Origin of the sequence: Sporosarcina sp. PTS2304, from assembly GCF_003351785.1 — a bacterium.
Classification (GTDB): domain Bacteria; phylum Bacillota; class Bacilli; order Bacillales_A; family Planococcaceae; genus Sporosarcina.
The window spans coordinates 1,492,687-1,517,028 of record NZ_CP031230.1 but is presented as its reverse complement, the minus strand read 5'-3'; the positions used below and the strand labels follow the sequence as shown (position 1 = coordinate 1,517,028).

The following is a 24,342-nucleotide window of genomic DNA, read 5'->3' as shown; positions in this document are numbered from 1 at the left end:
TTAACTATAAATTGTAGGAGGAACATAGATGTCTAAAAAAATAGTAGTACTCGGTGAAGTACGAGAAGGTACTTTGCGAAATGTATCATTCGAAGCAATTGCGGCAGCAAAGAAGATATTCGCTGATGCAGAAGTAGTTGGTGTCGTATTTGGAGATGCTGTTAAAGAGATAGCGGTAGAAATGTATCATTATGGTGCTGACCGTGTAATTATCTCCGAGCATCCGCAATTGAAACAATATACGCCAGATGGTTATGGGCAAGCATTCCTTGCAGTCTATGAACAAGAAAAGCCTGATGCAATCGTTTTTGGTCATACAGCACTTGGTAAAGATTTGTCACCGAAAATCGCAAGTAAATTGTCAACTGGTTTAATCTCCGATGTCACTGCCATTGAAGGAGAAGGTGAGGAATTACTATTCATTCGCCCCATCTACTCAGGTAAAGCATTTGAAAAAGTTAGAAGTAAAGAACATATGCAATTCATTACTATTCGTCCTAATAACATAAAACCACTTGATCGTGACCCAAGTCGATCAGGCGATATATCCTCTATTTTGGTAGATATTCAAAATATTCGTTCTATTATTAAAGAAGTTGTAAGAAAATCAACAAAAGGTATCGATCTTTCAGAAGCAAAAGTCGTAGTAGCTGGTGGACGGGGACTCAAAGGAGAGGAAGGCTTTGAGATGCTACAGAAACTGGCAGATATTTTAGGTGGTGCGGTTGGGGCGTCGCGTGGCGCGTGTGACGCGGACTATTGTGACTACTCATTACAAATAGGCCAGACAGGGAAAGTTGTTACTCCGGATCTTTATATAGCAGTAGGTATATCTGGTGCTATTCAACATATGGCAGGTATGTCCAATTCTAAAATTATTGTAGCAATCAATAAAGATCCAGAGGCAAATATCTTTAAAGTTGCCGATTATGGCATAATAGGAGACTTATTTGATGTTCTTCCTATTCTGATTGAAGAACTAGAGCAAGTCAAAGTACATTAATTCATACAAAAATTTATTTCAATCTTGTAAGTGTATGGGAAACAATATAACTCATAGCTGAGGACATTGTGAGAACTTGCGACTCTATAGTATAAATGATTCTGTATGAATAATGAGTGTGATTTTGCCAGTGATTGAAGAATAATAAGTATTGTTAGCAAGCTTGTTGATTTTCCGAAGAAAAGTATTGAAATTTTGATTGAAATCTTTCTCATATTATATTAACATATTGCACTCTATTCAGTTATTGCTAAAAGAAAGGGGTGGCGAAATGGCTAAAGAACTTAAGTTTAATGAGGATGCGCGTCATGCCATGCTCAGAGGTGTCAACAAATTAGCGGATGCGGTTAAAGTTACTTTAGGCCCCAAAGGACGTAATGTTGTCTTACAAAAACACTTTGGTTCTCCATTGATTACTAATGACGGTGTAACGATTGCTAGAGAAATTGAGTTGGCTGATCCATATGAAAACATGGGCGCTACACTCGTCGCTGAAGTAGCTTCAAAAACGAATGATATGGCAGGAGATGGAACGACGACTGCTACTGTGCTTGCACAGGCGATGATTAGTGAAGGTATTAAAAATATAACTGCAGGTGCTAACCCAGTAGGGATTCGTCGAGGAATTGAAAAGGCTGTAGAAATAGCTGTAAGTTCACTTAAACAGAACTCACATAAAATTAACAGTAAAAAAGAAATTGCACAAATAGCCTCGATATCTTCAGGAGATCATGAAATTGGTAAATTGCTATCTGAAGCTATGGAACGTGTCGGACGTGAAGGTGTTATTACAATTGAAGAGTCAAAAGGTTTCAATACTGAATTAGAAGTAGTTGAAGGTATGCAATTTGATCGTGGCTATGCATCATCCTATATGTCGACGGATATGAATAGCATGGAAGCTATTCTCGATAATCCCTATATCTTACTGACTGATAAAAAGATAATGAAAGTTGCTGATATTGTTCCGATTCTAGAAAAAGTAATGAAAACAAGTCGTCCTCTTTTAATGATTGCTGAAGATATAGAAGGGGAGGCTTTGGCTGCACTTGTTGTCAACAAATTACGTGGAACGTTTCAAGCTGTCGCAGTTCGAGCACCAGGCTTTGGTGAACGGAGAAAAGCGATGCTCGAAGATATTGCAGTGTTGACGGGCGGATATGTAATTGCTGAAGATTTGGGTACCGATTTGAAATCAGCCGATTTGGATCAATTTGGAAGTGCATCAAAAGTAATTGTTTCTAAAGATAAAACGATAATCGTCAATGGTAAGGGAAGTACGGATCATATTAATGAAAGAGTTCAGTCGATAAGACGTCAATTAGAAGAGACTGATTCAGAATTTGATGTTGAAAAACTTAAAGAACGTCTCGCAAAGTTAGCGGGAGGTATTGCAGTAATTAAAGTGGGGGCAGTAACTGAAACAGAACTGCGCGAAAGAAAATTAAGAATTGAAGATGCGCTAAATGCAACAAGAGCTGCGATAGAAGAAGGAATCTTAGCGGGGGGTGGGACTGCGCTTATCAATACGTATCATGATGTTGAAAAAGCTCTAGATGAGTTGGATGGTGATCCGGCAACTGGAGTCAAGATTGTTTTAAGAGCACTAGAAGAGCCGATTAGACAGATTGCTATTAATGCTGGACTTGAAGGGTCGATTATTGTAGATCAATTGAAGAGAGCGGATGTAGGAATTGGTTATAATGCAGAAGAAGACAAATGGGTGAATATGATTCATGCCGGTATTATTGACCCGACAAAAGTAACGCGCTTTGCACTTCAACATGCAGCATCTGTAGCAGCATTATTACTTACAACAGAAGTGGCAGTTGCGAATTTACCTGGCACTGAAGAAGAATCTATGGATGCAGCAATGGGACATGGTCATATGCATTAAAAAAGATCAAGTAGCGTATTTTTAAAATCCGCTACTTGACCTTTTTAATAGATTTCTAAGCCGATAATTGCTTCAGAAATTTCCTCTGCAGTCGATTTCAATAGTTTTTTCACGCTATCAGTATCAATCAACGGTTTATAATGACTTAATATGTAAGCACCCAAACCAAGAATTATCTCTCCATTTTCATCGAGAATTGGACAGGCAATTGAAGAAATCGTATCTATGTATTCCATATCACTTTCCGCAAAACCTGTGCTTCGAATGGTTTCAAGTTCATTTTGAAGTTGCGCTAGTGATGTGTTTGTTCGAGTAGTATATTGAGGTAGCACTCCATTAATTTGTTGTTTTTCTAAAATAGATACTTGTTCATCTTTTGGAAGATAGGAAAGAAAGCATTTACCTAATGCACCATATGGAATAGGGAACATATCACCGCTAAATTGTAATCTGATTGGAAGAGTTGGTTCTTGTTTAGCGACATATGCTAAAAAGTTATCAGAAGTTCGCTTAACAATGACAAATGTTATTTCTGGATGCGCAATTTTTTCTAAAATAGTACTAACTGCTGAAATATATGTATTCATTTGTTTTGCACGTTCTCCAATGACAACAAAACGATAGCCAAGTGAATATTGCTTTGTTAAATCATCAAATTTTATATATCCAAGAGATTCTAACGTTTTCAATACCCGGAAACAAGTACTTTTATTGAGATTCAACATTTCTGATATTTGTGTCATAGAAGAAGATTTCCATTCGCTTTTCGATAAAAATTCTACTATATTAAATGCAGTTACAACTGCAGGTACATGATTGGCCATATGCATAAATCATCCTCTTCTAAAACTTAGTAAGCGTAATTTTTGATTCGAATTAAAATAATGTATAAACGGTTCAGATGTATAAAATAAAGAGGAAAAATCTCCTTATAAACTCTAGACAGAGTATGTAAAGAGATTTACATCCATTTTCAACAGTTATTATACACGTTCGTTGTGTATACGATCTCCCTCTACCCAGCAAGCATGTGTTCCGGTCTGGATTCTTTCCGGAAGAATAATGCGCGCAACAGGTCCAGCTTCTATATCATCAGCGCGAAGAATAAGGCATTCTGAACGATCCTCTTGTGTATCAGTGACTAAAGTAATAATATATCCATCATCTTCTGCAGAGGCATCTCGATTTAGAGCTATTTGTGGCTCATCTCCATAGCGATGCTCGCCATATTCATATTTTGTCGCAGTACCCATCAATAGATCATATTTTTTAATCCCTATAAACGACCATTCACCTTTTTTGAATAAGGTGTTATAGCTATAACGATATTTATATCCTTGATAATCATTACTTACTACTGGGAATTCTGTGACTTCATCATCAATTTCTTCTTCTTTTGTTTTACCAGTTTTCAAGTTGAAACGCCATCTATACATATGTGTCTGTGTATTGTGTTTATCCAAATGATCAATAATTTTTTGAAAACGATCTCCGCCTTGAACACCGACAGCAGGCTTTTTAGGATTAAATGATACACATGCATCCATGACAACTTCGTCACCGTCTTCAAAGCAATTTGCTACATGGAGAATATGGCATGAGGTTGCTTCAAACCATCTGATCTTGGAATTATCGCCATGTCTTGGAATTACACCAAATCTAGCAGGTACTTCGGGGTGAAATTCATTTTTTCTAATTCCTTTCTTCAATAATTCATCATCAAAGAAGAAAGGTAAGTCATGTAAAATTGAATAATGTTCTGTAATGCCCATGTCATGCGGCCAACGCGTACCAGGCAATTCAATTGGAACATAATGAGCAAGTTGATTATTTTTATCAATAATACCATAGTTCATATACGGATAGGAATGACCGTAATTAAAAAACATCATTTCACCTGTTTTTAAATCTACTTTATAATGAGATGCAATACCATGTGGTTGCAGTTCGCGTCCCCAACTATCCGTCCCAAGAGGTTCTAATGTTATTGGATCTAAACGATGAGGTTCACTGCCTTGTGACATACTAGCAATTAGTTTTCCGGCATGCCCGAGTACATCCGTTCCAGCATTATCTTTCATAGCGCCGATAGCTCCCCATCCGCGATAAGTAGCTAGATGTGGTTCTAAAATTCCAGGCCATAAAGATTTTCCTGCTGCTTGTTCTGCTAGAAATCCAGGAGTACGTACAAAACGATTTCTGTAGGTCGCTTTTCCATTTTCAAAATGAATAGCGTGTAACATACCATCCCCATCAAAAGGATGGTATGTTCCGATCGGCGCATGTACTTGGTTATGTGTATTCCTTACGTAGATCCCATGCAAATCGCTTGGTATTTCTCCTAACACTGTTAATGAATCAGTATCAGCTGTATATTCTTTCGAATTTGGCTTAAATAAATCTTTTAAGAAGGGATTATCTGTTTCTTCAGGTACAGTTATTTTAACCTCATTATGAACTTTAATCAAATTAGCCAACTCCTTTTTATTATTGTATTCCCTTGAGGGAAAGTCTTTCTCTATGAGGAATGTATATTTAATATATAAGAAGTTATGCATTTTGTCAATATATTTATGTTTTTTAGAAAAATTAATTTAATGATTTATGAAGTGAAGATTGTGCAATATGATATTTTTTATGAATGCTATTGATCATAAGAATACTGAGTTTATCTATAAAAGAAAAATTATCAAGCTGGCACTTCTGAATAACTATTCATAACTGAATCAGTAATCATTCTATTGATAAGCAAAAAGTAAGCGAGTGTTCGTTTGAATGTATAGAATGGGTCATAGCTACTTTAAAAGCATACGTACGTAAGGAGAGAATAAAGTGAATCGTATTAAGAAAATAGAAGAATGGAGAAGACTACTCGAAAAGTCAGATGATCAGCCGTTTCTGTTATTTAAATTAAGTATGACATGTTTTGCAAGTATAACAGCAAAGAAGGAATTACAGAAATTGCGAACAAAGCTACCGATCTATGTAGTGATCGTTCAACTAAATAAGAAGTTATCAGAAGCTATTGAATCAGATCTTGGTGTTAAACATGAAACACCTCAACTATTAATAGTAAAAGATAAAAGAGGAATTTGGCAGGCAACGCATTATCATATTAAAGAAAAGAAAGTGAAAGAGGCAGTTGAAACGTATGTGACGCAAAAATAGCTATAAAATGAAAACCTACTTTATTAAGCAGGTTTTTTTTAGTCATAGAAGATAGTATAACAGTTGTATGATGTAGGCGATAATGTAGTATCATTACTTTAGAATTCTCTGTGATAAGTATTAATGTATAAAATCATTGCTTATAGTAAGCATCTTTTTCCTGTTATTTGTAAAATAAGTAGTGTGCCACTATTCTAAATTACTATGATAATGCGCATTCTATATATAAGAAACGTTTAGAAAGGATAGAGTTAAGAATGACCAGTATATTTCCTCAAATTTATGATCTAGCTATGCGCCCTTTCGAAGCAACCAGTTTTAAGAAAGTACGGAATGAATTAGTGCGCTCGGCTACGGGAAAGGTGCTGGAAGTTGGTTCGGGAACGGGTATTAATTTCCCTTTCTATGAACAAGCACAATGTGTAGTAGCAATTGAGCCAAATCCGAAAATGAATAAACTGGCAGTGAAGCGCGGAAGAAATTCACACGTACGCATTATTTTACATGAAGCTTCAGCTGAATCGCTGCCGTTTGATGATAATACGTTTGATACTGTCATCGCGACTTTAGTTTTTTGCACGATTCCTAATCCGCTTCGAGCGTTACAGGAAATTCAACGTGTCAGTAAACCAAATGCAAGAATTTTATTTTTTGAACATGTGCAAATGGAACAAAAGATATTGGCGAAAGCTCAAGATTTTTTAAGTCCTTTTTGGGCGAGAATTTGCGATGGCTGCCAGCTAAACCGTGATACAGTGTCTCTAATTACATATTCGGGTATTGAAATAATAACTATTCACTCACTTTATGCAAAATTGTTTTTATCGATCAAATGTCGAAATATGAAAAAGGGTTAAAAAGAGCCCGTCCTAATTTAGGAAGGGTTAAATGAAATTCAATATACACATATGTATTAATTTCTAAGCTAGAACCTAAAAGGAGTACCACATAGTGATTCAATCTATTTTATCTAATTTGGCAGTTATCTTACTAAGTCACTTAGCAGTTACCACACTAATAGGGTATAGAGAAAGATTTTCAAAGCTAATGTTGCAAATAAGTATTGTGCTGTTAATGTCAATTACTATTATTTCCATGTTTTATCTTCCTATCTTCTTAGGAGAGTATAGATTTGATTTACGTTTAATCCCTTTAACTGTTTTAGCTATTTTTAGCAGTTGGCGAATTACCCTTTCTACACTATTCCTAGCATGCCTATGGCGTTTTTTTATGGGAGGGGATGGAGCGATTCCCGGTATAGTGTTTGGAATGGTTCTCCCCACTGTTTTTGCGTTAATTTATGCTAAATTTATTGGAAGAAAAGGACGTTTTTGGGATCGCTTTATCATCGTATCGATCTGTTGGGCACTTTCAGATATTCCTCTCATGTTTATTTTGAATGACGGTTTTGAAATCCTATTGGACATCGGGCTGTGGCGGTATAGTTCATTTATTATAGCCACACTGATCTATTATACAGTCATTCAAATTGAGAATAATAGAATCGAAATGAAAGCCCAGCTACAGTTTCTTGCCACTCATGATCAGCTGACTGGTTTGTTAAACAGACAGGAATGTATACGTCTTGCGGAAGTAAAAATAAAAGCGAATGATGAGTGTAAACAGCATTATATCGCCATGTTCGATATCGACAATTTTAAAAAGCTCAATGATCAGTATGGACATGTCGCGGGAGATGAAGCTTTAATACAAATATCTCGTATTTTTGCATCATTCAAAACTGACCAATTGATCATAGCGCGTTATGGCGGGGAAGAGTTCATGATACATTTATGTACAAAAGATCACGCAGAAGCTATCGCCTTAATAGAAAAAATTCAAGAACGAATTCGCTTAACAAATTTTAATATCACAGCAACCCAATCTATTCCGGTCACTGTATCGATAGGATTAGCTCATTGGATAGAAAATACACCGCTTCAAAACGCGATTGAAGAAGCAGATCACAAATTATATCTTGCTAAAGAATTAGGGAAAGATCAATTAGTCGTATAATTAATAGTATAGATGATTTGATAGGCAGTTTTAGTTATACTAAATGAATACAAGTAAAGGAGGTTACAATCTATGCAACTATCTGCACGCAATCAACTGAAAGGGACTGTAACAGAAATCAAGCCGGGACCCATTTCAACAGAGGTCACAATTGATGTCGGAGGAACGGAAATCGTTTCTAGCATTACTTCCGGTTCTGCAGAAGCTTTACATTTGAAAGTTGGCGATTCAGCAGTAGCAATTATTAAAGCAAGCGCTGTAATGGTCGGTAAAGAGTAAATATCATACTAAGCTGTTTATGGAATTTACAATGATTCCATAAACAGCTTTTTTATAGTAAAGTTCTGATTAATCTCTCTCTGAATGGGAATAAAATTGTATAGAGAGGAAGGGTAACAATGAAAAAAACATTAGTTGCAAGTTCGATTTTATGGTTATGTACTTTATTGAGTGCATGTTATACAGACAAGGAAAATCCATCACAGCCTACTGAAATTGAAGCAACAAAAAATAACGGAGAAATGGAACTATCCACGTCCCCTGTAGAACAACCAAAAAGTGATTCTGACAAACAAAAAGAGCCAACCCAACAACAAGTACTCTCAAAGGTCTCAGAACAGCTCGGATCAACTGTTAATATTAAGTTGCCAAACCAACTGCCATTGCAAAAAGGAAAATATCTAACTGCTACAATAAGTCAAGAATCAAATATTCGTGAGATTACGTTTTATTCTACAGCTCAACCATTGCCACTTAACGACAAAATAATAAACGATAACTCTTCGACTGTAGAAAAAATAGCAGTTCTTCGAGTGAAAAATTACAGTACAGAGCAAGTGGCTGATGAACAAATTGGATTTGAAGATTACGCTTCAATTGGTGGAGAGCCTGTAGATCTGGGTCATTCCATTACTGGTTTTCAAGATGCGGGAGTTGGTCAGCTGTGGACAAGTTGGAATGAAGGGCGATGGGCGTTAGCGACCCATACGTATACAGATCAACCAGAACTAGGTATAGAGCTGGCTAAGAGAAGTGTCGAATATTTGGAGTCCTATGCTTTGCCAATACCAAAAGAACATGGACTCATTCATTTAAACGCTACAGGAGACAATCAGTATGCATTGTGGGCAGACGGCAAACTTGTGTATGAACTCTCAGACATAATATCACCGGACGACTTGCTGGAAATTGCCGTAAGTTTCCAGTCTGCTGAGTAATGTGTAGAAAGGGTTGTGAAAATTTGAAAAAGATCGTTTTATTTGCGGTTGTGTCTGCATTCCTACTATCAGCTTGCGGCAGTAATAAAATTGATGATACTACTGCGAAGCTATACAGTGATAAAGCTGAACGAATTGTTTCATTATTACATGAAGAAAATTTTGATGAAATGCGTACGATGTTTGATGAGGCGATGAAAGAAGCAATGCCGGTTGAGCAGTTACAAGTGATTGCGGATATCGTAAAAGAATCAGGTGAATTTGTAAGATTCGAAAATTCATCCAGTAGTTTACGTGAGGGTTACTATATAATCAATCTCGTCACTGCATATAGTAAGTATCGGCGTGTGTATACACTAACATTCGACGATCAGCAACGTATGGCCGCATTCCATGTGAAGTGAAAAATAACCACCAAATTGTATGTTGCAGTGGCAATCGTTCGCAAGTAGCGAGTGAATTGCTATTGGCTGAAGGGTACGATGTAGTAAACGTGTCGGAAGGGATGTCCAGTTGACGAGGGGATGTTGAGTAAAATAGTAGTCATGCATGTAGACTGTCATCTGCATGCATTTTTATTATCAATTTATCAAATCTAACCTGAAATGTCCATTCACTGTAGATGATTCTCTACACGTGTAAACTACAAGCATAAAGGGTAGTTCATTACAGAGTAGAGATTTTTGGAAGATACATAATGAAGGAGGAGAATGACTATGGTGAAAGAGTACGATTTGGTAGTCATCGGTACGGGGAGTGCAGGCTCCATTACAGCTATGAAATGTAAGGAGGCTGGTTGGAGTGTAGCAATTATTGATCATCGTCCATTTGGTGGCACGTGTTCGCAACGTGGTTGTGATCCGAAAAAGGTATTAGTGGAAGTAGCCGAATTAATTGACTGGAATAAGCGCATGCATGGGAAAGGTATTATTGAAGACAGTACAATTGATTGGCCGGAATTAATGGCTTTTAAAAGCACATTTACGGAAACAATTCCTGAAGATACTGAAGAGAAATTTGGGGAAGCGGGAATTGATATGTACCATGGAGCAGCTTTTTTTCAAAGTGAAAATGAATTGAAAGTTTGTAATGACATAGTAAAAGGTAAATACATTTTGATCGCATCAGGTGCGGAGCCATTAAAAATGGGAATTGAAGGCGAAGAATATTTGCGGACAAGCGATGACTTCCTAGATTTGAATACATTACCTAAAAAGATCGTTTTCGTTGGCGGCGGTTTTATCTCCTTTGAATTCGCTCATATTGCTGCACGCGCAGGTTCAGAAGTGCATATTTTACACAGAAGTGAACGTGCTCTAAAATATTTTGACTCTGATTTAGTACAATCTCTTATTAAGTATTCTAGAGAACTGGGGATTCATATCCATTTAGAAACTGCTGTTCATAAGATTGAGATGTGTGGTGATTCTTATATTGTTCATGGAGAGCAAGAAGATCGTAGTGTCAATTGGAAAGCAGATATTGTGATTCATGGAGCCGGACGTTCACCTTCACTAGACATGGATTTGGAGAAAGGAAATGTAGCGACAGACAAGCAAGGTGTATGTGTTAATGAATATATGCAAAGTACGAGTAATCCGCATGTCTATGCTGCTGGGGATGCTGCTTCTACAAACGCACCCCCGCTAACACCTATTGCAACGACTGAATCTCATGTGGTTGCGTCGAATCTATTGAAAGGAAATAAGAAAACGGCGGATTATCCAGTCGTTCCATCAATTGTTTACACGGTTCCTATGCTTGCATCAGTCGGAATGAGTGAGGAGCAGGCGAAAGAGTCCGGCAAAAAGATTTATGTAAAAGCTCAAGATACAACAGACTGGTTCAGTCATAAAATCACGAATGAAGGAGTAGCAGGCTTTAAAGTAATTATTGATCAAGAAGAGAGAATTGTACTGGGGGCTCATTTGCTGGGAAGAGGTGCTGATGAGTTAATTAATCATTTTGCGCTAGCAATCCGCTTTCAAATACCAGTAAATGATTTGAAAAAAATGCCATTTGCTTATCCCACTGCTGCTTCAGACATTTCATATATGGTATAAATTGAATGTATCTGACCTTACGTAAAGTAATGATTTTGACTCTTTTCCTATACTCACGTTATCCTTTACAATGACGCAGTTCCCACTATTGAATGAATTACGTACATAGAAAAAGGAGACGTGACAATGACTATACAACGCGCTTTGACAATCGCCGGTTCTGCAGCACGTGGCGGAGCAGGTATTCAGGCTGATTTAAAAACATTCCAAGAGTTTGATGTGTTCGGTACAACAGCAGTCACTGCTATAGTAGCGAGAAATCCGAGGACAGGTCAAGGAATATTTCCTCAATCTTGGGATGCGATTGAAGCCCAATTAGTGACGATTGAAAAAGATATTGGAGTCGATGCATTAAAAACAGGTATGCTATTTACAAAGGAGATAATTGAAAATGTTGCCTATTGGATTAAGCAAACTGCAATTCAAAATATTGTCGTAGATCCAGTAATGATAGGTAAAATGGGATCTGCGTTAGTAAAAGAAGATGCGATGGAATCTATGAAGAATCAACTAATACCTTTAGCGACACTCATTACACCTAATATGCCTGAAGCATCTTATTTATTAGGTGGAACAGAATTAAATACAGTGGAAGATTTAAAGGAAGCCGCTCGTCATTTAATGAAATTAGGATCTCAATATGTACTAGTTAAAGGCGGTCGCTTAACAGGTCCTGCAATAGACGTCTTGTGTGATGGACAGCAATTTTATTTGTTGGAAGCTCCCAGAATTGATACCATTCATACAAATGGTGCGGGTTGTAGTTACTCCGCTGCTATTACGGCGGGTCTAGCAAAAGGTCAAAATGTACCAGAAGCTGTCATGGAAGCGAAGAAATTCATTACAGCAGGGATTCGCTATTCCTTAACATTTAAAGCGGGTGTCGGTCCTACTTATCATGCAGCTTATGGAAAGTATGATGAGACGGATTGTAAAGTAACGATCGAACAAATGTAGAAAAATCATCTAGCACATAGTGTTGGATGGTTTTTTAATAGAATACTGAAACTATTCAGAACGTTAAAACGTAGATGCTATAAGATAACTATGTAAATATGAGAGCGAGGGATGTGAATGGAAGAACATAAAAAAATTGTTCAACGTGTTTCTGATTTAGAAGCCGAAGTACGAATACTTAAACAGGAGCTAGAATTATTAAAAGGCGATAAGATCATTGGTCAGAAAAATGCAGAACGATTAACAGCCAAAAAGGAATACTCTTTTGACGTAGATGAACCAGCGCTATTAACAGAACAAAAAGTACCAGCAATAAGAAAGAAAAAAGAGATGGATTTTGAAAAACAACTACGTATATGGTTACCTCGCGTGTTCATGTTTATATTATTGCTAGGTGTTTTGTGGGGATTAAAAGTAGGTATGGAATACGGAATAATTACAGGAGTCGTTCGCATTGCATTAGGATATATTGCGTCAGCGGGACTATACTTTCTAGGTATGCGCTATATCAAGCGAAAGAAAAACGGTTTCGGTTTAACTTTACTGGGCGGATGCATTGCGCTCGGTATTCTTACGACTTTTGCAGCGTATTATTTATATGGCTATTTCAATTTTATTATCGCGTTTTTCGTAGGAATTGCCTATATCGTTGTGGGTCTCTATTTGTCTCTTCAAACAAAATCTGAAACATTAACAATTTTCTCAGCAATTGCAGGATTTTTACTGCCGTTCTTAATACAGGGTCAAGCGGGTACGGCCGTGCAATTTTGTTTATATTTATTGTTATTATTTGCATCTCTGTTTTACGTTTCATTGCGTAATCAACATAAATATTCGTTTTATGCGACGTTTCTATTGTTTCACCTATCCTTAGCAGCTTACGTTGTTTTAGGTGGGTTTGAGGTGCCAGAAAATATAATAGTGGCAACTGCTCTAATACAACATATAGTACTTCTTGCAATCTATTTAAAAGGATATATTGCAAGACAAGTATTTACGGAGACTTTGGTGTATACGAACTTTGTATTCGCTTTAGGATGGATCAAACTTTTAGAGTACACGCAAGAAATCATTATGTTCGGTATATTCGCAACAATTTACAGTACACTTGCGCTTTTTGCAATTGTCAGAAAAAAATCAAAAGTACGTGGTGTGCTCTGTGCAGTAGCTATCTTTGCCATCAGTGTGTTAATTTTGGCTTTCCAAACAGATGAAATGTACGTGAAAGTCATGTTATTATTGTTTAATGGGGCAATTGGAATATGGGTTGGTTTATATTATAAAGTAGTTCGCCCTGTAATTACCGGCGGATTAGTTTATGTATTTACTGCTTATGCGACATTTATTGCAGTAGATTTCACCAGTCTTTTAACAATCCAACATATAGTATGGATAGTATTCCTTTTAACAATGTTTGCAATCTATTATTCATTTTATAGATGGCGTCCTGTCTTTGTCCGTACTGTAATTCACTTAGATCAATCATTAGTTGTAGGTCAACTTGTGTTTCTTGTCTATCTTTATAAAGTAATGAATGTATTTTTACTGGGACTAAATATTTCAGGACAAACAATGATCCATATTCAGCTTGCAATACTTGCGCTCGCATTGGGTGCATTCTACACAATTCGAAAGTGGCAGCATGGACGATATATTACACATGCAACGATTATAGAATTTTTACTGGCTAGTTTTATTGTTCTTGGCACGGGGCTAGGCGGAGATAGGTTAGGAAACATATTTTATTTTAATTTGTTTGTGCAAATCATTTATGTGTTACTTCTGATCTACCTATTTGTATCAATAGTGAAGGATAAATTTTATTTGTTATTGAAAGTAAAAACGAGTGCATTGGCTGTATGCATGCAAATTATTTCATTCATATTCTTGAATAAATGGTACTTTTCTATCGTCTGGATAAATAATTGGTCAACAGAGTGGATTTTACTCGTTCATACGTTTTGGCTATTCGGTTTTGCGTTCTTGTCTATAAGCTTAGGCAGTAAAATGCAATGGAAAGCAGTGAAAGTTCTTGGGGTTGTACTAATAGGCGCATGTATTATTAAATTATTCCTTGTAGATCTTTATAGCGTTTCTATTATAATTCGTTCTATCTTGTTTATTGTAGTAGGTGTAGCAGGTCTATTATATTCACGAACGTTATGGAAAGAATGAGTAATGAAGGAACTGTCCAATAAATCATGTACATGAACCGAGCAGAGAAAAACCTTTTTTCTGCTCGGTTTAATTTTACTTCATTCTTTAAATTGAACAGTCCATTTTTCAATTCAAATCATTGTACATCTTACAAATATCTTGTTAAGGTTACGAATAGTAAGTTAGAAAATGTGTGTTTGAAGGAGTGACTGAATTGATAAGAGAACAAGCGAAAACATATAAGGGAATTCCTTTGTCCATATTAGATTTGGCTATGATTAATGAAGGTAGTCATGCAGGGCAATCATTTGAGAACAGTGTAAGTCTAGCGCAACATGCAGAGGACTGGGGATTTAATCGCTACTGGCTTGCAGAACATCATAATATGCCGGGTGTCGCAAGTTCAGCGACATCTGTCATCATTGGACATGTGGCGGGCAAGACAAACAGTATACGTGTAGGTTCGGGAGGGATTATGTTACCTAACCATGCACCACTCGTCATCGCAGAGCAGTTCGGTACATTAGACGCGATGTATCCAGGACGCATCGATCTAGGTTTAGGCCGTGCTCCGGGAAGTGATCAAGCGACTGCCTATGCATTACGAAGAACATTGCATAGTGGAGGAGAAGATTTCCCACAGCAACTGGAAGAGCTACGTATGTATTTCACAGGAAATCCTACCGACCGCGTCCGTGCATTTCCAGGGGCTGGGCAACAACTGCCGATCTGGTTATTAGGTTCCAGTGGGTTTAGTGCACAATTGGCTGCGCAGCTCGGTTTACCATTTTCATTCGCCAGCCATTTTGCACCTGCCTACATGATGCAAGCTTTGCAACTGTATCATCAAAACTTCCGTCCTTCAAAAGATCTGAAACAGCCGCATGCGATGATGGGGATCAACTTAATAGCAGCCGATACCGATGAAGAAGCCCAGTATTTAGCTACATCTATGCAGCAACAGTTCTTAAATATCCGCCAAGGTAAAATGACACAATTTAAGCCACCGATTGAAGATATTGATGCTGTGTGGTCGCCATTTGAACAGCAGGCAGTTGCTCAGCAAAGTGAAGCACCATCTGTAATTATTGGAGGTCCAGATACGATTCAACGAAAATTAGCACACTTTATCGAGGTGACAAAAGCAAATGAGCTAATTATTAGTTCGGGTATATTTAACCATGAAGCTCGTTTACGTTCATACGAAATAGTGAGTGAATTAATGGAGTAAGTGTATAGAAAATCCGTTAGCGTAATATTTAACGCTAGCGGATTTTTTATTTACTGAGATTCAATTTCTGCTGTTAATTGCTCGATTTGATCAATTAATGATCCTATATACGCAATCGTATCACGTAATGGCTTTTCTGTTGTAATATCGATGCCAGCCATTTTTGCCAGTTCTTTAGGTGTTTTAGAACCTCCAGCACGGAGAACTTGCAACCACTCTTCAACTGCTGGCTTGCCTTCATTTAGTATTCGTTTAGCTACTTCTGTTGAGATCGTTAAACCTGCACTATACGTATATGGATACAACCCCATATAATAATGCGGTTGTCGCATCCATGTTAACTCCGCACCTCCATTAAGTGTAATAGAGTCACCCCAGAATTGTTCGAGTACCTTACGTTTCATATCGTTTAATAGTGTCGCATTCACATTGCCACCTGCGTCTACATGTTCATAGACAGTACGCTGGAATGCCGCTTCTAACAAATGGGTGACGAAGTTGTGGTAGTACGTGCGTGAAACAATGGATGAAAGTACCCACCGTTTAAATTTAGGATCATCTGAGCTTTTCAATAAATGATTAGCCATCAACATTTCATTCATCGTAGAAGGGGCTTCAATAAAGTATAGCGACGACTCTGAATTAAATATATTTTGTGCATGATTGGCATGATAGAAATGTCCCGCGTGCCCTAGTTCATGTGCCAAAACAAAGACATCTTCCATGCTACCCGTCCAAGAAATCAAAATAAAAGAACCACTGCCATATGGACTGGCACAGAAAGCACCCGTTGATTTTCCTTCATTTTGTGCAAAATCAATCCAGCGCTCTGAGTATGCACGATTCACCATATCCAAATAGTCTTCTCCCATAATACCAAGTGCATCATCCATATATTTTTTAGATTCTTCAATAGTAATGGATGGTTCGAATAATGGATCAACTGGAACTTTTAGATCGGCAAATGTCATTTCATCTAATTTATAAATTTTTTGTAATAGTTTTGCATATCTACGCATGTGTGGAGCTAAATCTTCCATTATAACATCGATCTGCCGGTCATACATAGTTCTTTCAGCATCTTGTTCCATCAATAAATAATCGAGAACGGAATCATAGCCGCGGAGATCAGCTAGCGTTTTCTCTGTCTGTACATGCATATCATATGTCTTTGCTGTTGTATGCTGATACTCTTTTAATTTGTTTGAAAATGTTTGGAACGCTGCTCGTCTTTTTGCGGTATCGGGTTCTGACTCCCACGCGCCTTCAAAAGATACATAACTTAATGGGTAACTTTTCCCATCTACTGTGAAATTGGGAAATGCAATGTCTGCAAGCTTTGTCGTATTGTACAGTGAGTAAGGTGCTTGGAAAGTAGAAGATAGTGCAGCGAGTGACTTCTCCACTTCGGGATGCAGTTGATGGGGTTTCAGGCGAATTATTTTTTTTAGCAATACTGAATACTCTTCAGATAATTCGCTAGCTTGTTGTAAAATCTCTTCGGAAAGCTCAGATAGCTCGCTCATTACGAATGCGGTCTGACTATTGATTTTTGCAGCGAGTGAACTGAAACGACTTTCTCTCATTTGCGCTTCATCATTTGTTAAATCCACGCTCACAGCCAATTCTGCATAACTTGCTATTGGAATAATATTTTCTTGTAATTTCCGATAGACATCTAGTGCACTAATTGCAGAAGCCGCATCTGTAATCGTTCCTTTATATGTTGTTTCAAGCGAGGCAGCTTCATCTTGGACTGCTTGAATTGCTTTATTATAAGCTTCTTCATCTGCAAATAAATTTTGCAGATTCCACGTTTCTTTTTCATTCACTTGCGCGCGTTTCGGTAAACTTTTCACCACTATCAATCTCTCCTTCGAATCAATTATTCGGTTTCCGAATTAATAAACAGTATAGTATAAAATATAGAGTGAGTACAAAATTACGGTTTGTTGGAAATGATAAATTCTGTCAGCCAATCTATTTGAAGCGGACCATTTACTACTTCGTAATATAAATGATCATTTTGAATAAGGATCCCTTCTTCTATTAGAATAGTCATGCGATTGCCAGAGTCATCTTGTAGATCGATAGAGAATAGTGGATGATCGTCCAACAAATTCAAAGTATCTGGATCTACACGTACATAGTCATATGCTTGTAAAAATTGTAGCAAACGTTTTACTTCTTCTGCTTGATCTATTTTCCAAGTGACAGCAGGTTGTTCATGAAGACTAGGCTGTTTAAATATAATCGTTGAAAAGGATGCTTCTGTTTGGATCCGTTTTAACGGATGCGACGTAGATTCTTGGATGGTCTGAATCATGACATAAAATCCAAATGTCATTAAAAGGGCCAGTAACACACCACGTATTTTCATCGGATTTCCCTCCTTTACCGTATCTATCTAGTATATGAAAGTAATCGCCAGGATACTCACAAAGGTGAGGTCTACACATACTATGTATACATTTAAGTCGATATTTCAATTTTCGGAATGTATAATAGAAACAATTCATCTAAAGGAGGTTATTATATGAAAGAATATGTAGCAGATGCGATTCAAGATAAGTACCCGGATGATTTTTCTTGGTGTTATGGCTGCGGACGTTTGAATGAAGAAGGAAATCATTTCAGAACAGCGTGGGAAGGGGATCATACAGTTACGTACACATTGCCATCTGAAAAATATACAGCTATTCCTGGCTTTGTTTACGGTGGATTTTTAGCATCTTTTATGGATTGTCACGGCACAGGGTCTTGCGCATTGGCACTTCATAGAAAGAACGGATATGAACCTGAAGATGATGCAGTTCCTCCACGCTTTGTAACGGCATCATTAAACATTACATACAGTAAACCGACCCCTCAGGAACAGGTTCTAAAGGCGGTCGGAAAAGTAACTGAGATCCATCCGAAGAAATGGAAAGTAGATGTAGAAATTTTTGCAGGTGAAGAATTATGTGCAACAGGAGAAGTGATCGGTGTGGTAATGCCTGCATCCTTCACAAATAAATTAGACAACTAGATAAGGTGTGAACAGATTGTATGAACAAATCTTTACATGCGAATAACCCTGTATATCCGATTATGATCGCGATCGCAGTGTGCCATTTATTTAATGATACACTGCAATCTGTCATTCCTGCGATGTTGCCGATTCTTAAAGAAGAGTATCAATTTAGCTATACTCAATTAGGTTTTATTGCGTTTTCATTGAACATCGTTGCCTCTTTACTGCAACCGATCGTTGGATATTTCAGTGACAGAAAACCTAAGCCTTTTGCATTACCGATTGGAATGACATTTTCCCTTGTCGGAATGGCAGGTTTGGCACTCGCTCCAAATTATTCTTTAATTATTATTTCTGTTTTATTCCTAGGTTTGGGTTCTGCCATATTCCATCCGGAAGGGTCGAGAGTAGCCTTTTTATCGGCTGGGAATAAAAGAGGATTGTCACAGTCGATTTATCAAGTAGGGGGGAATTCAGGACAAGCGCTAGCTCCTTTGATCAGTGCATTTGTTCTTGTACCACTTGGGCAAATAGGTGCAGCCATATTCGTTTTAGTGGCAGCGGCGGGTATTGCATTGTTATCTAGAATTTCTTTTTGGTATAAAAAACAATTGGAAGAGGAGCGTTTAGGAAAGCGTAAGAAAGTATTATTGACGACAATGGAAAGTTTAACTAAAAACCAAGTAGTTATTGCTCTCATTCTGCTGATGGTTATTATTTTTGCCCGTTCGTTTTATGTTACGAACATTACAAGCTTTTACGTCTTTCATTTGATAGAAAATTATGGTCTTACGATTGCCAAAGGTCAATTGTATATTTTCTTATTCTTGGCAGTAGGGGCAGTGGGCACATTTTTTGGTGGTCCCATGGCTGATCGAATTGGACGCAAAAATGTAATTTTACTGTCATTAATTGTACCGCTTCCACTTTGTTTACTCCTTCCGTACGCGCCCTTATGGGGTGTGGCCATTTTACTGCTTGTTATAGGATTTTTCTTGATGCTTAGTTTTTCGGTCACTGTCATATATGCGCAAGAACTAGTTCCTTCTAAAATTGGAACGATGGCGGGCTTAACGGTAGGGCTTGCATTTGGTATGGGTGCGATCGGTGCAGTGTTGATCGGACAATTAATTGACTACGCGGGAATATATCAAACGATGATAATTACATCATTCTTACCATTTATAGGGTTGGTGGGGCTAGGTTTACCGCGTGATCAAAAAATAAAAGCGACGTAACTAATGCAAGTATATGATTAAATAGTATTATGATTGACCCTCAATGCGTAGACAACTAATGAAAAGTAGGTGTAACTAATGAAGGTAGTAAATAATATGGCTGAATTGATCGGGAATACGCCGCTAGTAAAGGTTCGCACACTCGGTGAATCAAGCGATGCTGAAGTTTATGTTAAATTGGAATATTTTAATCCAAGTCGAAGTGTGAAAGACCGCGCAGCTTATCAAATGCTTGTCGAAGCAGAAAAAAGTGGACTGCTCACACCAGGCGCTACTATTATCGAACCAACATCGGGTAATACGGGTATTGGTCTCGCGATGAACGCAGCTGCTAAGGGATATCCTGCTATATTCGTCATGCCTGATAATTCAACAATAGAACGGATTAACTTAATGAAGGCATACGGTGCACAAGTAGTTTTGACTCCAAGTGCTGAACGCATGCCGGGAGCCATTGCAAAAGCGAATGAAATTGCACAATCCATTGAAAACAGCTTTATTCCTATGCAGTTTGAAAATGAAGCGAATCCAAATAGTCATCGCCACACGACTGCGGTGGAAATTATAGAAGCGATTGCTTCGATTGATCGTAAACTTACCGCATTTGTTTGTACTTCAGGTACGGGAGGGACGGTGACAGGTACAGGAGAATCTCTTAAACACCACGACCCAAGCATTACAGTACACGTAGTAGAGCCTGCAGGATCTCCTGTGTTGTCAGGAGGTAAACCCGGTAAGCATAAGCTTGTCGGGACAAGTCCGGGTTTCATTCCATCCGTTTTAAATACAACTATTTATGATGAAATTTTCCGTATTGAAGACGAGGATGCGTATAGAACCGTGCGCGAGTTTGCGAAACAAGAAGGTGTGCTATTAGGACCTTCTGGTGGAGCTTCACTATATGCGGCCTTACAAGTAGCGAAACGATTGACGTCTGAAGACACAGTCGTCTGTATCGCGCCTGATTCTGGAGAGAGATATCTATCCAGTGATTTGTTTCAATGATTTCTAAAGAAAAAAGGGCTGTCCGGAAAGTCAGTAATGTCTGATTCTCCGGCCAGTTTTTTTATTGTGATAAAACGTTTATAAAGCCTAACTATCAAACTTTTTGTGGCAGTAAAAATAAAATCATTCAATCAAAAAAAGAAAGTTTGAAATAGTGTTGACAAAACCAACAGGAATGGTAGAGTATATACATAGATAAGCATATGAAGATAGTAGGGATTAAAAATAACCCGTAAAAAGAAAAAGATACATAGGGGGAATTACAATGTACTTATCAATTAATGGAATCGAAAAAAGCTTTCCCCACAAAGAAAAGGGAACAGTAAAAGTTTTAGATCACATTGATTTAGAAGTAGAGAAGGGGCAATTTGTTTCTATCGTAGGTCCTTCAGGTTGTGGTAAATCTACAATGCTATATTTGATTGCAGGTCTTGAAAAAGCAGATGCGGGGACGATTAGTATCAATGGAAATGTTGTGACTGGTTCGGGTTCTGACCGTGTTGTAGTCTTTCAAGAAGCAGGATTATTTCCATGGCTGACGGTACTTGATAATGTGACATACGGATTACTTCTTAAAAAGATGCCGAAAAAAGAAGCAGAAGAAAAAGCGATTGAAATGCTGAAAATGGTTCATTTGGGAAATTACGTACATTCCTATCCGCATCAACTTTCAGGTGGGATGAAGCAACGTGTTTCCATTGCAAGAGCACTCGTTATGGAGCCGGATATTTTGTTAATGGATGAACCGTTTGCAGCATTGGATGAACAGACGCGTATGGTTCTGCATAAAGAATTATTAGATATTTGGAGAAAAACAAAAGTTACTGTTTTTTTCATCACTCATAATATTCGTGAAGCGGTTTTACTGTCACAAAAAATTGTTGTATTCGCGACTCGGCCAGGAAAGATTAAAGCGGTGTTTAATTCGAAAGATTCAAAAGATGGTATTGAACCTAATGACGTAATGTTGAAACTGGAAAAACAGATTTTAGCAGAATTACAAGATGAAATTGAGAAAGTGCTGAAGGAGGAGATGGGCGATGACTACAGCTTTAAGACGAATAGTGTTTCTCGGGATACTAGTGGCGATATGGGAAGTCACATCTAGAGTATCAGAATTACCCGACTTTATGTTTCCGAGTTTCACTCAAGTCATGTCTACCTTATTTTCAGGACTGATCTCGGGTCAAATTTTAATTGCGATAGGGGCGAGTTTAAGCCGCTTGCTCATTGGATTTACGATCGCTTCTGTTCTTGGACTTATATTAGGTTACTTAATATGGCGTTATAAGTTGATTGAAGATACATTAGGTTTTTTAGTTACAGCTTTGCAGTCAATTCCAAGTATTGTATGGTTCCCACTGGCGATTATCTGGTTTGGTTTAAATGATTTTGCTATTTTATTCATTGTAACATTAGGTGCTACATGGACCATGATTGTCAATGCTACTAGCGGATTCAAGAACGTACCAGTACTTTATCAGCGTGTAGCTAAATCTCTTGGATCAGGTGGTTTTCACTTTTTGCGGACAGTCATACTACCTGCATCCGTCCCACAATTAATTTCAGGTTTACGAATTGCTTGGGCTTTCTCCTGGCGCGCGCTTATGGCAGGGGAATTGCTCGGAGCAAGCGTCGGATTAGGACAGTTGCTTGAAGCAGGACGCGCTTTAGGTCAAATGGATTTAGTGATTTCAGTGATGATTATTATCGGCGTCATCGGTACAATTATGGACAATGTATTATTCTTGCGATTGGAAAGAAGTGTAGAAAGAAAATGGGGAATTCGAGCGTAATTCGCTTGATAAGAAAAGGGGAAAGAATATGAAGAAATTATTAGGTGGTTTACTTTCAGCGGTAGCAGTTGTGGCATTATTAGCTGGATGTGGCAATAAAGAAGCAGCAGAAGTAGATAAAAATGAAGTGAAAATTGGTTACTTTCCGAACTTAACGCATATCGCAACGATTATCGGTTTGGAAAAAAATTATTTTGCAGAGGAATTCGGAGAAGATATTAAAATTTCGACGAAGACAGTAAGTAATGGCGGATTGTTCATGGAAGCGATGGCTTCAAACTCAATTGATATCGGAACTGTAGGACCTGGTCCCGTGATTAACTATTTTGTGAAAGATCCAAAATACCATATTGTTTCAGGAGCAGTAAATGGCGGTGCCGTATTAGTGACAGACGGCGATAGTGATATTAAAGAATTAGCTGACTTAGATGGTAAACGTATTGCCATTCCAGTAATCGGTAGTACACAGGACGTAATGTTGCGTAAAGCATTAAAAGACGTTGATTTGAAAGCAAAAGCAAACGGCGGTTCTGTAGAGTTCTTCGCAGCAGCTCCTGCGGATACAGCAACATTATTCATTCAGAATTCAGTAGACGGTGCAGCTACTCAAGAACCATGGGGCTATATTTTACAAAACCAAGCGGGAGGAAAGTTGCTTTTAGATTGGGAAGATTTTGCTTGGGGGAAAGATTCTACAAATACAGTTGTCGCAACGAGTGATAAGTTTTTGGAACATGATAATTTAGTGAAAGCTTATTTATCAGCACATGCCAAAGCAGTACAGTTTGTGCGTGACGAGCCAGAAGAAGCACAGGCACTTGTCGTTAAACATATTAAAGATTTAACTGGCAAGGAACTAGGTGCAGATGAATTAGAAGCAGCATTCAGTCGTATCGAAGTTACTACAGAAGTAAATAAAGAAGTTTTGCAAGAAATGGCTGATATTAGCCAGGAAGCTGACTATATTAAAACGAATGATATTGATGGGTTGATTGACTTAAAAGTAATTTCAGAAATCACATCTAACTAATAGTTTGCGGGATCTTCTCGAGAATCAGTACTATCTGATTTTCTAGGAAGATTCTTTTTTTATGGAGTCAGTTGGGGTTCGTCCAAAAGTTGGAGTTGGGTAAGTGACTTCTCCTGTGCAGTGCAGAAAAATAGTGTACGTGTTAGAATTCTCCCTACAGAACCGGACGCTTTCCTGAGGGGACGCGCCGGACTCGCCAGAAGTGCGTTGGCGATTACGCCTGTCAAGTGCAAAGATGTGCTCCTTCTCGCTGCGCTTCACTCGCAAAAGCCGTCCTTCGCAACGGCTCTTCCTGATCCTCCAGGAGTCGCCGGTTCTTCCGGGAGAATCCTTGAGTTTGTGTCGGGAAGTCAGTTTGTGTTCGTCCAGAAATAGAGTATGGTAAGCTCTACTTCCTGAACAGTGTGGGTGAAGCTTTGGATTGCCTGATTGAATACATATAGAGTCATTGCTTTTTCCACTCAGTCCATCGAAATAGTCATAGTAGCTGATGTTGGTCTTTCACCACATACAAAGAGTGATCAAACTGTCTTGCCTACACAAAGTACGGC

General features: G+C 38.0%; 22 protein-coding genes. 18 read left to right on the top strand and 4 right to left on the bottom strand.

Translation table 11 applies throughout. From position 1 onward, the window contains the following. Positions 1 to 28: 28 nt before the first annotated feature. On the top strand, positions 29 to 1,003 hold the full coding sequence (locus DV702_RS07115) for an electron transfer flavoprotein subunit alpha/FixB family protein (RefSeq protein WP_114924143.1): 975 nt from the start codon (positions 29 to 31) through the stop codon (positions 1,001 to 1,003). A gap of 271 nt (positions 1,004 to 1,274) precedes the next feature. Continuing rightward, the gene (gene groL, locus DV702_RS07110; protein WP_114924142.1) at positions 1,275 to 2,900 is read left to right on the top strand and encodes a chaperonin GroEL; all 1,626 of its coding nucleotides are present in this window, start codon (positions 1,275 to 1,277) and stop codon (positions 2,898 to 2,900) included. Positions 2,901 to 2,944: 44 nt separating this feature from the next. Here the strand turns inward: groL and DV702_RS07105 are convergent, their stop codons facing one another. Both DV702_RS07105 and DV702_RS07100 read right to left on the bottom strand, forming a co-directional pair. After that, complete coding sequence (locus tag DV702_RS07105) at positions 2,945 to 3,724, bottom strand: IclR family transcriptional regulator (protein WP_162805742.1); 780 nt, start codon at positions 3,722 to 3,724, stop codon at positions 2,945 to 2,947. 159 nt (positions 3,725 to 3,883) lie between these two features. After that, positions 3,884 to 5,368 carry a carotenoid oxygenase family protein gene (locus tag DV702_RS07100; RefSeq protein WP_114924140.1) on the bottom strand — a complete coding sequence of 495 codons (1,485 nt, stop codon included), beginning with the start codon at positions 5,366 to 5,368 and terminating at the stop codon, positions 3,884 to 3,886. A 364-nt stretch (positions 5,369 to 5,732) separates the two neighbouring features. Here DV702_RS07100 and ytxJ point away from each other — a divergent pair, with 364 nt between their 5' ends. From ytxJ to DV702_RS07050, 10 genes are all read left to right on the top strand, one after another. Then, positions 5,733 to 6,068 (top strand): bacillithiol system redox-active protein YtxJ, encoded by a 336-nt coding sequence (ytxJ, locus tag DV702_RS07095; RefSeq protein ID WP_114924139.1) that lies wholly within the window; start codon positions 5,733 to 5,735, stop codon positions 6,066 to 6,068. Between the two features lie 257 nt (positions 6,069 to 6,325). Then, complete coding sequence (locus DV702_RS07090; protein WP_114924138.1) at positions 6,326 to 6,925, top strand: class I SAM-dependent methyltransferase; 600 nt, start codon at positions 6,326 to 6,328, stop codon at positions 6,923 to 6,925. Positions 6,926 to 7,019: 94 nt separating this feature from the next. Next, positions 7,020 to 8,084: a diguanylate cyclase gene (locus DV702_RS07085; protein WP_114924137.1), complete on the top strand. Its 1,065-nt coding sequence runs from the start codon at positions 7,020 to 7,022 to the stop codon at positions 8,082 to 8,084. A gap of 72 nt (positions 8,085 to 8,156) precedes the next feature. Further along, positions 8,157 to 8,363 (top strand): TOBE domain-containing protein, encoded by a 207-nt coding sequence (locus DV702_RS07080; RefSeq protein WP_114924136.1) that lies wholly within the window; start codon positions 8,157 to 8,159, stop codon positions 8,361 to 8,363. 119 nt (positions 8,364 to 8,482) lie between these two features. Continuing rightward, positions 8,483 to 9,301, top strand: coding sequence for a hypothetical protein (locus DV702_RS07075; protein WP_114924135.1), 819 nt, complete (start codon positions 8,483 to 8,485; stop codon positions 9,299 to 9,301). A 23-nt stretch (positions 9,302 to 9,324) separates the two neighbouring features. Then, entirely contained in the window at positions 9,325 to 9,705 is a 381-nt protein-coding gene (locus DV702_RS07070) for a DUF3887 domain-containing protein (protein WP_162805741.1), read from the top strand. A 312-nt stretch (positions 9,706 to 10,017) separates the two neighbouring features. Then, complete coding sequence (locus DV702_RS07065; RefSeq protein WP_114924133.1) at positions 10,018 to 11,364, top strand: dihydrolipoyl dehydrogenase family protein; 1,347 nt, start codon at positions 10,018 to 10,020, stop codon at positions 11,362 to 11,364. Positions 11,365 to 11,490: 126 nt separating this feature from the next. Next, complete coding sequence (gene thiD / locus DV702_RS07060; protein WP_114924132.1) at positions 11,491 to 12,321, top strand: bifunctional hydroxymethylpyrimidine kinase/phosphomethylpyrimidine kinase; 831 nt, start codon at positions 11,491 to 11,493, stop codon at positions 12,319 to 12,321. A 117-nt stretch (positions 12,322 to 12,438) separates the two neighbouring features. Beyond that, the gene (locus DV702_RS07055; RefSeq protein WP_114924131.1) at positions 12,439 to 14,496 is read left to right on the top strand and encodes a DUF2339 domain-containing protein; all 2,058 of its coding nucleotides are present in this window, start codon (positions 12,439 to 12,441) and stop codon (positions 14,494 to 14,496) included. A gap of 196 nt (positions 14,497 to 14,692) precedes the next feature. Next, positions 14,693 to 15,709: an LLM class flavin-dependent oxidoreductase gene (locus DV702_RS07050; protein ID WP_205407226.1), complete on the top strand. Its 1,017-nt coding sequence runs from the start codon at positions 14,693 to 14,695 to the stop codon at positions 15,707 to 15,709. 50 nt (positions 15,710 to 15,759) lie between these two features. On the opposite strand, the gene pepF is transcribed toward DV702_RS07050, so the two are convergent. Both pepF and DV702_RS07040 read right to left on the bottom strand, forming a co-directional pair. Next, complete coding sequence (pepF, locus tag DV702_RS07045) at positions 15,760 to 17,571, bottom strand: oligoendopeptidase F (protein WP_114924130.1); 1,812 nt, start codon at positions 17,569 to 17,571, stop codon at positions 15,760 to 15,762. Between the two features lie 80 nt (positions 17,572 to 17,651). Beyond that, positions 17,652 to 18,089 (bottom strand): hypothetical protein, encoded by a 438-nt coding sequence (locus DV702_RS07040; protein WP_114924129.1) that lies wholly within the window; start codon positions 18,087 to 18,089, stop codon positions 17,652 to 17,654. 156 nt (positions 18,090 to 18,245) lie between these two features. On the opposite strand from DV702_RS07040, the gene DV702_RS07035 reads away from it, so the two are divergent. The 6 genes from DV702_RS07035 to DV702_RS07010 all read left to right on the top strand — a co-directional run bounded on the left by DV702_RS07035 (position 18,246) and on the right by DV702_RS07010 (position 23,791). Beyond that, positions 18,246 to 18,737, top strand: coding sequence for a PaaI family thioesterase (locus DV702_RS07035; RefSeq protein ID WP_114924128.1), 492 nt, complete (start codon positions 18,246 to 18,248; stop codon positions 18,735 to 18,737). Positions 18,738 to 18,757: 20 nt separating this feature from the next. Beyond that, entirely contained in the window at positions 18,758 to 19,960 is a 1,203-nt protein-coding gene (locus tag DV702_RS07030) for an MFS transporter (protein ID WP_114924127.1), read from the top strand. A gap of 78 nt (positions 19,961 to 20,038) precedes the next feature. Then, entirely contained in the window at positions 20,039 to 20,965 is a 927-nt protein-coding gene (gene cysK / locus DV702_RS07025) for a cysteine synthase A (RefSeq protein ID WP_114924126.1), read from the top strand. Positions 20,966 to 21,230: 265 nt separating this feature from the next. Next, positions 21,231 to 22,073 carry an ABC transporter ATP-binding protein gene (locus tag DV702_RS07020; RefSeq protein WP_114924125.1) on the top strand — a complete coding sequence of 281 codons (843 nt, stop codon included), beginning with the start codon at positions 21,231 to 21,233 and terminating at the stop codon, positions 22,071 to 22,073. Continuing rightward, positions 22,006 to 22,761, top strand: coding sequence for an ABC transporter permease (locus DV702_RS07015; protein ID WP_114924124.1), 756 nt, complete (start codon positions 22,006 to 22,008; stop codon positions 22,759 to 22,761). Before DV702_RS07020 ends, DV702_RS07015 begins: the two co-directional genes overlap by 68 nt. 28 nt (positions 22,762 to 22,789) lie before the next feature. Beyond that, positions 22,790 to 23,791: an aliphatic sulfonate ABC transporter substrate-binding protein gene (locus DV702_RS07010; protein WP_114924123.1), complete on the top strand. Its 1,002-nt coding sequence runs from the start codon at positions 22,790 to 22,792 to the stop codon at positions 23,789 to 23,791. Positions 23,792 to 24,342 lie beyond the last annotated feature (551 nt).

Excerpts from the sequence above, each read along its gene's own strand:
- thiD (WP_114924132.1), top strand. The coding sequence starts at position 11,491 with ATGACTATACAACGCGCTTTGACAATCGCCGGTTCTGCAGCACGTGGC.
- DV702_RS07035 (WP_114924128.1), top strand. The coding sequence starts at position 18,246 with ATGAAAGAATATGTAGCAGATGCGATTCAAGATAAGTACCCGGATGAT.
- DV702_RS07055 (WP_114924131.1), top strand. The coding sequence starts at position 12,439 with ATGGAAGAACATAAAAAAATTGTTCAACGTGTTTCTGATTTAGAAGCC.
- DV702_RS07010 (WP_114924123.1), top strand. The coding sequence starts at position 22,790 with ATGAAGAAATTATTAGGTGGTTTACTTTCAGCGGTAGCAGTTGTGGCA.
- DV702_RS07015 (WP_114924124.1), top strand. The coding sequence starts at position 22,006 with ATGACTACAGCTTTAAGACGAATAGTGTTTCTCGGGATACTAGTGGCG.
- DV702_RS07030 (WP_114924127.1), top strand. The coding sequence starts at position 18,758 with ATGAACAAATCTTTACATGCGAATAACCCTGTATATCCGATTATGATC.
- groL (WP_114924142.1), top strand. The coding sequence starts at position 1,275 with ATGGCTAAAGAACTTAAGTTTAATGAGGATGCGCGTCATGCCATGCTC.
- DV702_RS07075 (WP_114924135.1), top strand. The coding sequence starts at position 8,483 with ATGAAAAAAACATTAGTTGCAAGTTCGATTTTATGGTTATGTACTTTA.
- cysK (WP_114924126.1), top strand. The coding sequence starts at position 20,039 with ATGAAGGTAGTAAATAATATGGCTGAATTGATCGGGAATACGCCGCTA.
- DV702_RS07020 (WP_114924125.1), top strand. The coding sequence starts at position 21,231 with ATGTACTTATCAATTAATGGAATCGAAAAAAGCTTTCCCCACAAAGAA.
- DV702_RS07090 (WP_114924138.1), top strand. The coding sequence starts at position 6,326 with ATGACCAGTATATTTCCTCAAATTTATGATCTAGCTATGCGCCCTTTC.
- DV702_RS07080 (WP_114924136.1), top strand. The coding sequence starts at position 8,157 with ATGCAACTATCTGCACGCAATCAACTGAAAGGGACTGTAACAGAAATC.
- DV702_RS07115 (WP_114924143.1), top strand. The coding sequence starts at position 29 with ATGTCTAAAAAAATAGTAGTACTCGGTGAAGTACGAGAAGGTACTTTG.
- DV702_RS07040 (WP_114924129.1), bottom strand. The coding sequence starts at position 18,089 with ATGAAAATACGTGGTGTGTTACTGGCCCTTTTAATGACATTTGGATTT.
- DV702_RS07105 (WP_162805742.1), bottom strand. The coding sequence starts at position 3,724 with ATGGCCAATCATGTACCTGCAGTTGTAACTGCATTTAATATAGTAGAA.
- DV702_RS07065 (WP_114924133.1), top strand. The coding sequence starts at position 10,018 with ATGGTGAAAGAGTACGATTTGGTAGTCATCGGTACGGGGAGTGCAGGC.